The following is an 11,334-nucleotide window of genomic DNA, read 5'->3' as shown; positions in this document are numbered from 1 at the left end:
CCCCGAAGGCTTATCCCTTTTCGACGGACACGTTGTCCCGTCGGCGCTCTGACGGAGGTGGATAGATGCAGGAACAATGGTGGCGGTCGAGTTTGACCCGTGTGATTGCGCTGGCGCTCAGTGTGCTGGTAGCCCTGACCGGCGGCGTGCTGATGGCCGCGCCTGCTGTGGCCACGCCCGCCGCTCTGGTGGTCCAAGCGGACAGCAGCATCGGTGGACAGATCACCCGCTCGGAGGTATTGGCCCGGGCCGGGAATTGGTATGCCCGTCGGAATGACTCCGATATGACCTACAGCATGAGCGCCTACACCTGGGACGGTCCGCACTCCCGGATGTACCGACGGGACTGCGGCGGCATGGTGGACATGGCGTGGCATCTCGACGCCGACCCGAACACCCAGGGGCTGATGTCGAGCACCTACACCTACAGCATCAGCCGCAATCAACTAAAGCCGGGCGATCTACTCGATGACGTCTCCGACTCGGAGTCGGGCTATCCCTATCACGCAATCCTTTTCGGCGGATGGGAGAACAGCCAGAAGTCCTCGTTCTGGTATTACAGCTTCGGCGATACGCCCATGGCACTGGTGCGGGGTGCGTCGTTCAGCGACTCGACCCTGTCCGGGCATCCCACCTCCGAGTACCAGGCCCGGCGGTACCGCAAGATCGTCGACAACCCGACGCAGGCACCGGATCTGCTCCGCAAGCTCTCGGTCGGGGCGAATGCGGACGGGCGGTTGCAGGCATTCCAGGTCCGCAGTGGTGGCACGGTGAACAGCACCTGGCAGACCTCGGCCAATGGCGTCTTCGGCCCCTGGGCCAACCTCGGTGGGACTCAGCTGCGGAACATCACCACCAACCGCACCAAGGACGGCCGCATGGAACTGTTCGCGATCGGCGGCGACAGTAAGCTCTACCACAAGTGGCAGACGACCCCGAACGGTCCCTTCTCCGACTGGACCAGCCTCGGCGGCGACGACCTCACCACCGACCTCACCATCGCCACAAATGCCGACGGACGCCTGCAAGCCTTCGTCATCGGCGGCAACGGCACCCTCTACAGCATCTGGCAGACCACCACCAGCGGCCCCTGGTCGGCCTGGGCCAACCTCGGCGGCACCGACCTACACGCCGTCACCGCCACCACCAAAACCGACGGCCGCATCGAACTCTTCGCCATCGGCGGCGACAGCAAGCTCTACCACAAGTGGCAGAACACGGCGAACGGCCCGTTCTCCGACTGGGCCAACCTCGGCGGCAACGACCTGACCACCGACCTGACGGTCGCCACCAACGCCGACGGACGCCTCCAGGTCTTCGTCGTCGGCGGCAACGGCACCCTCTACAGCATCTGGCAGACCACCACCAGCGGCCCCTGGTCGGCCTGGGCCAACGTCGGCGGCAGCGACCTGAGCGCCGTCAGCGCCAGCGCGACGAAGGACGGGCGGATCGAAGTGTTCGCGATCGGCGGCGACAGCAAGCTCTACCACAAGTGGCAGAGCACGGCGAACGGCCCGTTCACGGACTGGACCGGCCATGGTGGCAGCGACCTCACCACCGACCTCGCGGTCGCCAGCAACGCGGACGGACGTCTACAGGTGTTCGTTGTCGGCGGCAACGGCAGCCTCTACACCATCAGCCAGCAGACCTCCGGCACCTGGAGCGCGTGGGCGAATCTCGGCTGAGGCAGGTCGCGCCCCGCGGGTGCCCGACCGGGCGCCCCCGGGGCGACAGCGCGACGGATCGACCGCCCGCCCCCTGGACGGGCGGTCGCCGGCACTGCGGGCAGTCTCGGGCAACGGTGGCGAGCATCGCGAAGGGCTGCGCCGGACCTGGCCCGAGCACCTGAGTGCAGGCCGTCCTAGCTACCAGCCAACCGGGTGTGCCAGGTCACCGCCGCCGGGTCGGTGAGCGAGGCGACCTGGTCGATCACCACCCGCAGCCGGGCGGTGTCGTCCGGGGCCGCCCGCCAGAGCGGGGCGAAGATCGGATCGAGCCCGTCCGGGGCGCGCCGGAGCAGCGCGGCCACCACCTCGGCAAGCATCGTCCGCTGCCGTTCGTAGCGGCCCCGGAAACCGGAACGACGCATTACGTACCGCAGGGCGATGCCCTTGAGCAGCGCGCACTGCGCCCGGACCAGCCTCGGCACCACCAGATCGGCGTCGTAGCGGCGGTGCGGGCCGGGACCGGAGCGCTCCTCGGTGGCGGCCACCGCCGCCGAGACGAACCGGCCGGTCAGCCCGCTTGTGGTGGCCTTCAGCGCCACCTGGGCGCGGTGGCTGCCGTCGTACCCGGCGAGCGGGGCGAGCAGCGGGTCGGCCAGCAGATCCACCAGCACCTCGGCCAGGTCGGCCGCGGACTCCCCGGAGTAGGCGGCAGCCACGTCGGCGCAGAGCGCGGCCCGCTCGTCGGCGTCCGCGAGCAGCGGACCCAGCGTGACGTACCCGCCGTGGATGCCGTCCTCCACGTCGTGCACCGAGTACGCGACGTCGTCGGCCCAGTCCATCACCTGCGCCTCCAGACAGCGCCGGTCGCCGGGCGCACCGGCCCGGATCCAGCCGAAGACCGGCGCGTCGTCCGCGTACACCCCGAACTTGCGCTGCCCGGGGCGACGTGGCCAGGGATACTTGCCGATCGCGTCGAGCGACGCCCGGGTCAGGTTGAGGCCGGCGGGCGAGCCGTCCGGGGCGAGCACCTTCGCCTCCAGCCGGGTCAGCACCCGCAACGTCTGCGCGTTGCCCTCGAAGCCACCGCAGGGTGTGGCCAGCAGGTCCAGAGCGGACTCGCCGTTGTGCCCGAACGGCGGATGCCCGAGGTCGTGGGCGAGCCCGGCAACGTCGACCACGTCCGGGTCGCAGCCCAACCGGGCACCCATCTCCCGGGCGATCTGCGCCACCTCCAGCGAGTGCGTCAGCCGCGTACGCAGGAAGTCGTCGGTGCCGGCGGTGTGCACCTGCGTCTTCGTGGCCAGCCGACGAAACGCCGCCGAGTGCAGCACCCGGGCACGATCGCGCTCGTACGGTGACCGGCGGTGCCCAGTGTCCTTGGGCGCCTCGCGCACCAACCGCGCGTCCGGCGCGCCCGGCTTACTCCTCGCGCTCACGCAGCCGCCGGTGTTCGCGACTGCGGGGCTCGCAAAACCGGCTCACTCCTCGCGCTCACAGAATTTCCGATGTTCGCGACTGCGGGGCTCGCAAAACCGGCTCACTCCTCGCGCTCACGCAGGACGCAGAACTCGTTGCCCTCCGGGTCGGACAGCACCGTCCACTCGACGTCGCCCTGGCCGATGTCGACGTGCCGGGCACCCATGTCGACGAGCCGCTCGACCTCGGCCTCCCGGTTGGCGGGGCGCAGGTCGAGGTGCAGCCGGTTCTTGCGGTCCTTGCCCTCGGTCACCGGCACGAAGACCAGGCCGGGGAGGCGGTCCGCGGACTGGCGGATCTCCACCTCGTCGGGAGTGTCCCTGATGACCTGGTAGCCGAGCGCCTCGGCCCACCAGCGGGCCAGCCGGCCCGGATCGCGGGCGTCGACGGTCAGGTTCTCCCAGACGCTTGTCATTCAGTCACCTTTCCCGTTCGACGGCGTACGCAATCAGCCGTTTGCGAGCGAGCCAAGGTTACGCCCGTCACGGGTGCGCGACGTGCCCCCGACGCGTCGATGAATCGTCCACAACCGCCGATCGGCCCGGAGTTGTGGACCGATCGCCCTGGGTTACGGGCTCGCGGGCGGAGGTGGCCACCGGTAGCGTTCCCAGCGCGGAACGTGACGAGCCGACCGACACGCAGATCCCGACCGGTAAGGGAGCAGCTCGTGGACGCAGACACGGTGGTGGGTACGGAACTACGCGGGCTGCGGCGACGCCGGCCCGATGTCGCCGGGACGGTGCTGGCCGGCACCGACGGGCTGCTCATCTCCAGCGATCTGCCCAGCACCGACGCCACCCATCTCGCCGCGCTGGCCGCCGCCAGTTTCGGGCTCGGTCACCGGGTGGCCGACACCGTCCGGCGGGGTGAGTTCCGGGAGTCGGTGGTCTGCACGACGGCCGGCTGCGTGGTGACCTACCCGGCGGGGCGCACCGCCCTGCTGACCCTGGTCACCGCATCCGGAATGGAGGATCTGGAGACGCTGCACCAGGAGGCTCGGGCGGTGGCCCGGCGGACCGGTTCGGTGTTGGACACGCGTGTCGGCGGTGGTGGCACCGCCGCCGTTCCGAGTGGGCACGCGCCACTCGCCGTGCGTACCCCGATGGCGACCCTGTCCACCCAGTTGCGCCGCTCGGCGCGGCCGACCTGGCGGCGCCCGCCGATCTGACCTGCCGGGACGGTCAGGCCAGTCCGAGGCGGCGCGCGGCCAGGTCACACACGACGTTCGGGTCGACGCCCAGCCCGGCGAGCAGCCGCCGAGCATCCTCGTCCGGGTCGGTCAACGCCGCGTACACCAGATGGGCGCTGCCGGCTGGCAGCCGCGCGCCGAGGGTGCTCACCTCCCGTGCCCGCTCGGCGATCCGGTCCGCCGCCACGGTCCAGGGTGGGTTGGTCGGATCGGTACGCCAGGCCCTCCGGGGTCGGGACCCGACGAACTCTCCGTCGAAGCTCGTCTCGGCCAGCACCAGGCCGGCTTCCTGACGGGTTGGTCCGAAATGGCCGAGCAGGATCTCATTGGCCAATGCGGAGGCCCCCGCGGGACGCAGAACCCCGGCCCGCATCTCCTCCTCCAGCACCAGCACCGCCGCCATCAGGTGGGCCGGCGAGGTGCGGTCGTGACCGAGTCGCACCGTCTCGGCCACCGCCTCCAGCTCCAACCCGCCGAGCGTCGGTGTGGTCTGGGCGAGCAGTCGACTGCCCGAGGCGATCAGCCGGCTCGCGAGCCGACCGCCCCGCGAGGGCTGTTGGCCTCCCCCGACGAGCACTCCGATCTGCCTCAACGGGTCGGCCAACCCGGATCGGGGTGCCTCCCGGTCGCCCCGGGGCCAGAGCCGGGCCGTCACGTCGTCCAACCGGCCGGGGACGAGACGATGCCAGACGATGTACCGGTGGGCGCTGTTACCGGGCTCGTCCAGGAGCGCCTCCAGCAGATGGCCGCTTCCCACCGACGACGCCCGGCGGAGCACCGCCAGGTGAGCGGCCACCCCGAGCACGGCCCGGGCCTCGGGCTCCCAGCCGAGCGTCTCCGCGAGCCGAACCCGGGCAGGGCCGGGCCAGCCGAAGCAGTTCCAGTACGTCTCCCGCATCGCCCGGGTCAGCTCGACCGTCAGCGTCAGCGGCAACTCGGGTTGGTCGGGTACGTCGTACGTCGTTCTGCTCTGCGGTTCCGACTCGACCGGGATCGCCGCGCGGAGCTGCGGGTAGCGCCCCACCAGCCCGAAGAGCAGGTCATCGGCACCGACGCTGAGCTTCTTGAGCCGAGCCGCCTCGCGAGCGGCGCGGCGGAGCACCGAGTGGAGGCCACCGCCGACCAGCTGGGACACGACCACCCCCGTCCTCGGTGCTGCGCCGCACAACGTACCGCCATTGCTCAACGGCTGTCCGACCCGCCGGTCTCCACAACGGCCCGACCGGCCTCCAGGCGGGCCACCGGCACCCGGAACGGCGAGCAGGACACGTAGTCCAGGCCGACCTCGTGGAAGAAGTGCACCGAGTCCGGGTCGCCGCCGTGCTCGCCGCACACCCCGAGTTTCAATCCGGGGCGGGCGGCCCGCCCCTCCTCGGCGGCGATCCGCACCAGTCGGCCGACGCCGTCGCGGTCGATCGACTCGAACGGCGAGATGCCGAAGATGCCCAGCTCCAGGTAGCGCCAGAAGAACGCGCCCTCGACGTCGTCCCGGGAGAAACCCCAGCCCATCTGGGTCAGGTCGTTGGTGCCGAAGGAGAAGAACTCGGCGGCCTCGGCGATCTGCCCGGCGGTCAACGCCGCCCGGGGCACCTCGATCATCGTGCCGATCAGCACCTCGACCCCGCTGTCCCCGACCACCTCGGCGATGATCTTCTCGGCCTCGGCGCGAACCGTCTCCAACTCCTGCACGGCCCCGACCAGCGGCACCATGATCTCCGGCTTCGCCGCCCCGCCACCACGGGCGCAGCTGACGGCCGCCTCGGCGATGGCCCGGACCTGCATCGCGAACAGGCCGGGGATGACCAGGCCGAGGCGTACGCCCCGCAGCCCGAGCATCGGGTTCTCCTCGTGCATCCGCCGGACGGCGGCGAGCAGCGCCTCCTCCTTGGCGACGTCCTCGCCGCGCTCCTGGGCGACAGCCACGTTGACGGCGAGCTGCTCCAACGGCGGCAGGAACTCGTGCAGCGGCGGGTCGATCAGCCGGACGGTGACCGGCAGGCCGTCCATCTCGCGGAAGATCTCCTCGAAGTCGGCCCGCTGCAACGGCAGCAACGCCGCCAGCGCCGCCTCTCGCTCACCCGGGGCACGAGCCAGGATCAGCCGCTCGACCAACTCCCGCCGGTCGCCGAGGAACATGTGCTCGGTGCGGCAGAGCCCGATGCCCTCGGCACCGAAGCGCCGGGCCCGGGCCGCGTCCGCGCCGGTGTCGGCGTTCGTGCGGACCGCCAGCCGCCGCTTCCCGTCGGCGTGCGTCATGATCCGGTGTACGGCCCGCACCAGCGCGTTGTCGATGTGCTCGGGGTCGAGGCTGCCCTCGAAGTACTGCACCACCTCCGACGGCATGACCGGCACCTCGCCGAGGTAGACCCTGCCGGTGGTGCCGTCGATGGACACGACGTCACCCTCGTTGACGGTCTGCCCGGCCACGGTGAAGCGCTTCGCCGGCACGTTCACATCGATCTCGTCGGCACCGGAGACGCAGGTCTTGCCCATGCCCCGGGCCACCACGGCGGCGTGACTGGTCTTGCCGCCGCGCGAGGTGAGGATGCCCTGCGCGGCGATCATGCCGTTCAGGTCGTCCGGGTTGGTCTCCCGGCGGACCAGGATCACCGACTTTCCCTCGGCTGCCAGCTCGACGGCCCGCGCGGAGGTGAAGACCACGGTGCCGGACGCCGCGCCGGGTGACGCGCCGATGCCCGTGGCGACCGCCTCGAACTCGTGGTCGAGTTGGAAGCGCGGGAACATGAGCTGGGCGAGTTGTGCGCCGTTGACCCGGTGCAACGCCTCGTCCAGGTCGATCAGGCCCTCGTCGACGAGCTGCCCGGCGATGACGAACGCGGCGGCGGCGGTCCGCTTGCCGACCCGGGTCTGCAACATCCACAGCTTGCCGCGCTCGATGGTGAACTCGATGTCGCACAGGTCCCTGTAGTGCTCCTCCAGCCGGGCCATGATGCCGAGCAGCTCGTCGTAGGAGGACCTGTCGAGCTGCGCCAACTCCTGCAACGGGACCGTGTTGCGGATGCCGGCGACCACGTCCTCGCCCTGGGCGTTGGCCAGATAATCGCCGTAGATGCCCTGCGCGCCACTGGCCGGGTCACGGGTGAACGCGACACCGGTGCCGGAATCGGGACCCAGGTTGCCGAACACCATGGTCACCACGTTGACCGCGGTGCCGAGGTCGGCCGGGATGCGCTCCTGGCGACGGTAGAGCACCGCGCGCTCGGCGTTCCACGACTCGAAGACCGCCCGGATCGCGAGGTCGAGCTGCTCACGCGGCTGCTGCGGGAACTCCCGACCGGTGTGCTTCACAAAGATCTTCTTGTACGCGTCGACCAGCCCGCGCAGGTCGTCCGCGTCCAGGTCGAGGTCGTTGTGCGTACCCTTGGCGCTCTTGGCCTGGTCGAGCGCGTGCTCGAACTCCTCGCCCGGCACCTCGCAGACGGTCTTGCCGAACATCTGGATGAGGCGGCGGTAGGAGTCCCAGGCGAACCTGTCGTTACCGCCGGAGGCGGCCTGATCGCCCGCGCCGCCGGCCTGTCGTGCGAGTCCTTCCACGCTCTGGTCGTTGAGGCCGACGTTGAGGACGGTCTCCATCATGCCGGGCATGGAGAACTTGGCGCCGGAGCGGACGGACACCAGCAACGGGTCCTGCGGGTCGCCGAGGCGCTTGCCCATCGCGCGCTCCAGCGATTCCAGGTGCGCCTCGATCTGACCGGCGAGCCCGTCCGGCTCCTGTCCAGTCGCGAGGTACGCCTGGCAGGCCTCGGTGGTGATGGTGAAGCCGGGGGGAACGGGCAGGCCGAGGTTCGTCATCTCGGCGAGGTTCGCCCCCTTGCCGCCGAGCAGGTCCTTGAGGTCCTTGTTGCCTTCGGAGAAGTCGTAGACGTACTTGTGATCGACGGTTCCTTGCGCTGCCACCAAAGCCTCCACACACGCGCCGGATGGACACTTAACGAGGGTTCAGTTTTTTCCTACCCCGGGACGGACCGCCGGCAATCCCGGGGTCGACGCCGATCGGTGGGCGAAGGCTAAGCGAACTTCGGGCGACCTGCGACCGTTCGGTGACAATTGGCACAGCCATCACGACTATCCGTGTTCGTACCGGTTTTTGGGAACGCTTCCATGCGCACCATCACGCATCCCGGCCGAGCGTCGTACGCTTGACGACACGCCAGCCGGTGAACCTCACTTTTGCCATAACCGACGCGAATACACCCCCCGGAGTCGCCGCCGTGTCGACCATCCCCTCCCCCGGCCCCACCGCCGCCCCCGCCACCGGCGAGGTGCCGCTGCCGGCGCGGGAGCCGGCCCCGGCCACGCTGGCCCAGGCCGCCGAACGGGCGGCGGGCGACCTGCTCACCCCGTCGGCCCCGCACCGGCTGGCCGACGTCGTCCCCGCCCCCGCGCAGGTCCAGCCGGACCCGACCGAGGACTGGGTGCTCCCGGCCGAAGCGGTCATCGTGGTCACCGCCGACCCCGCCGCGCTGGCCGTCGCCACGCAACTCGCCGAGCTGCTCCGGCCAGCCACCGGCTACCCGCTGCCGGTCATCCACGCCGCCTCCCGTCCACTGCCGGCCACCGACGCCGCCACGCCTCCGTCGCCGTCCACGCCGCCGGCTTCCGACGCCGCCGCGCCGGAGCGGGTCGACGGCATCGCGCTGGTGCTGGACGCATCCGTCGATCTCGGCGCGGAGGGCTACCGGCTCGACATCGCCCGCGACGGGGTACGCCTCACCGCCGGCACCGCCACCGGCCTGTTCCACGGCGTGCAGACCCTGCGCCACCTGCTGCCACCGGCCATCGAGAGCCCGACCCCGGTCACCGCACGGTGGGCGCTGCCCGGCGGGACCATCACCGACGCTCCGCGCTTCCCGTACCGGGGCGCGATGCTCGACGTCGCACGGCACTTCTTCACCGTCGAGGACGTCCTGCGCGTCGTGGACCACCTGGCCCGCTACAAGCTCAACCACCTCCATCTGCACCTCACCGACGACCAGGGTTGGCGGATCGCCGTCGACTCCTGGCCGAGGCTCACCTCAGTGGGCGGGGCGACCGAGGTCGGCGGCGGCCCCGGGGGGCACTACACGAAGGCGGACTACCGGCGGATCGTCTCCTACGCCGCCGCCCGCCACATCACCGTCGTCCCGGAGATCGACCTCCCCGGGCACACCAACTCGGCGCTTGTCGCGTACCCGGAGCTGGCACCAGACAAGACCGCGCCGCCGCCGTACACCGGCACCGAGGTCGGTTTCAGCTACGTCGACCCGGCCGACGAGCGGACGTACGACTTCGTCGCCGACGTGCTGGGCGAGGTGGCCGCACTCACCCCGGGGCCGTTGTTGCACATCGGCGGCGACGAGGCGTTCAAGGTGAACGGCGAGGTCTACACCGGTTTCGTCGAGCGGGTCCAGCGCATCGTGGCCGACCTCGGCAAGACGGTCGTCGGCTGGCACCAGCTCGCACCGGCCGCCCACCTCGACGGGCGGGTCCTCCAGTGGTGGGGCACGAACGCCGACGACCCCACCACGGCCGAGGCGGTCCGCCGGGGCGCCCGACTCATCGTCTCCCCCGGCAACCACGCCTACCTGGACATGAAGTACGCCCCGGACACCCCGATCGGGCACGACTGGGCCGGCCTGATCGACGTGCGCAAGGCGTACGACTGGGATCCGGGCACACACGTCGCCGAGGTGCCCGCCACCGCCGTTCTCGGGGTGGAAGCCCCGCTCTGGACCGAGTCGGTCACCTCGCTGGCCGACATCGAGTTCCTGCTCCTGCCCCGACTCCCCGCCATCGCCGAGCTGGGCTGGTCACCCCGGGCCACCCACGACTGGGCCGACTTCCGTGAACGGCTGGCCGGTCAGGGTCCGCGCTGGGCGGCCGCCGGGATCACCTTCCACCGCGCACCCGAGGTCCCCTGGCCGAGCACCCCGACCATCCCGACACAACGCAACACGCCACAAACCGACACCGCCACTCCCTGACCGCTGGCTCGGACCGGCCCGCCCGGCCTCTGCCCAGGGTCGAGCCGGTCAGGGTGCGCGAACGGCGCAGACCAGCGTGATCCACTCGGTTTTCATGATGTCGGGCCATCCCCGGCAACTAGACACCGCGACTTTCAGGAACCCGAGTTGATCATCCCGTCCGGGCCATGGTGTCGGGTTCACCCAGGCGGGTGGGCCGGCGATTTGTCGGGTTTGGCGGCGATGTCGGGTGGTCGGAACCACCCCGGCGGCGGAATCGGCGGCCGGGTCGGGTCGTTATACCTGGCAGACCACCGCGACTGCCCCGATCATGGGGCCGGGCCGGGTCGTTATACCTGGCAGACCACCGCGACTGCCCCGATCATGGGGCCGGCCCCCGCCGGTAGAGCCGCCGGGGGCCGGCCCCGCCGGTAGAGCCGCCAAGCCCTCCCGCCGGGGAACCGCCGCCGGGAACACCCGGCAGGCCGCCCCGGTTACATCCCCCGCACGGCCGAGCACCACCACCGGCCAACCCCCCGGCCAGGCAGAGTGCGCCGACCCCCGGGGCAGGCGGAATCACCCGCCACCACGAACCGTTACACCCTGTCCCGACGCCGGCCCGCCCTTGCGCGGGTCGCCGGGCGAGAACTTTCCCCGCACGATCACACCCCCGAGGTGGTGCGGGCACCCCCGATGCAGAGGAGCACGCCATCATGCGTACCGATCTGATCCGTAAGACCGCCCTGACCGCCGCCGGCCTCGCGTTCACCGGAGGCGCCATCGCCGGCCCGGTGACCACCGCCTACGCGGCATCCGACGCCAAGCCCACCAGCCAGACCCAGACCGACCGTAAGCCCTCGGGTGAGCGGGAGTTGGGTGTGCGTTACGAGGCGCAGCCGAACTTCTACTACTGCGGTCCCGCCGCCACCCGTAACGCCCTCAGTGTGCAGGGCAAGAACATCAACGTCGACGACATGGCCAAGGAAATGGGCACCACCGAGGCCGGCACCAACAGCATCAACGACATCACCCCGGTCCT

8 protein-coding genes are annotated in these 11,334 nt (G+C 70.8%); 4 read left to right on the top strand and 4 right to left on the bottom strand.

Features of this window, described 5'->3' with window-relative positions:
• Positions 1–92 precede the first annotated feature (92 nt).
• On the top strand, positions 93–1,685 hold the full coding sequence (locus AB0C25_RS24365; protein WP_357376545.1) for a hypothetical protein: 1,593 nt from the start codon (positions 93–95) through the stop codon (positions 1,683–1,685).
• Positions 1,686–1,861: 176 nt separating this feature from the next.
• On the opposite strand, the gene AB0C25_RS24360 is transcribed toward AB0C25_RS24365, so the two are convergent.
• Both AB0C25_RS24360 and AB0C25_RS24355 read right to left on the bottom strand, forming a co-directional pair.
• Complete coding sequence (locus tag AB0C25_RS24360) at positions 1,862–3,103, bottom strand: deoxyguanosinetriphosphate triphosphohydrolase (RefSeq protein ID WP_357376544.1); 1,242 nt, start codon at positions 3,101–3,103, stop codon at positions 1,862–1,864.
• A 101-nt stretch (positions 3,104–3,204) separates the two neighbouring features.
• Positions 3,205–3,558, bottom strand: coding sequence for a VOC family protein (locus tag AB0C25_RS24355; protein ID WP_357376543.1), 354 nt, complete (start codon positions 3,556–3,558; stop codon positions 3,205–3,207).
• Positions 3,559–3,810: 252 nt separating this feature from the next.
• Here AB0C25_RS24355 and AB0C25_RS24350 point away from each other — a divergent pair, with 252 nt between their 5' ends.
• A complete protein-coding gene (locus AB0C25_RS24350; RefSeq protein WP_357376542.1) occupies positions 3,811–4,311 on the top strand; it encodes a roadblock/LC7 domain-containing protein in 501 nt (166 codons plus the stop codon).
• A gap of 13 nt (positions 4,312–4,324) precedes the next feature.
• Here the strand turns inward: AB0C25_RS24350 and AB0C25_RS24345 are convergent, their stop codons facing one another.
• Together AB0C25_RS24345 and ppdK are read right to left on the bottom strand one after the other, a co-directional pair.
• Complete coding sequence (locus tag AB0C25_RS24345) at positions 4,325–5,467, bottom strand: Clp protease N-terminal domain-containing protein (RefSeq protein ID WP_357376541.1); 1,143 nt, start codon at positions 5,465–5,467, stop codon at positions 4,325–4,327.
• Positions 5,468–5,514: 47 nt separating this feature from the next.
• Positions 5,515–8,250 (bottom strand): pyruvate, phosphate dikinase, encoded by a 2,736-nt coding sequence (ppdK, locus tag AB0C25_RS24340; RefSeq protein WP_357376540.1) that lies wholly within the window; start codon positions 8,248–8,250, stop codon positions 5,515–5,517.
• 323 nt (positions 8,251–8,573) lie between these two features.
• Here ppdK and AB0C25_RS24335 point away from each other — a divergent pair, with 323 nt between their 5' ends.
• On the top strand, positions 8,574–10,316 hold the full coding sequence (locus tag AB0C25_RS24335) for a beta-N-acetylhexosaminidase (RefSeq protein WP_357376682.1): 1,743 nt from the start codon (positions 8,574–8,576) through the stop codon (positions 10,314–10,316).
• Positions 10,317–11,008: 692 nt separating this feature from the next.
• On the top strand, positions 11,009–11,334 hold a 326-nt coding region (locus AB0C25_RS24330), incomplete at its 3' end, for a C39 family peptidase (RefSeq protein WP_357376539.1).

The sequence above is a fragment of the Micromonospora sp. NPDC048839 genome, from assembly GCF_040649915.1.
Taxonomy (GTDB): Bacteria; Actinomycetota; Actinomycetes; order Mycobacteriales; family Micromonosporaceae; genus Micromonospora.
This window is presented reverse-complemented; position numbering and strand designations above follow the sequence as displayed.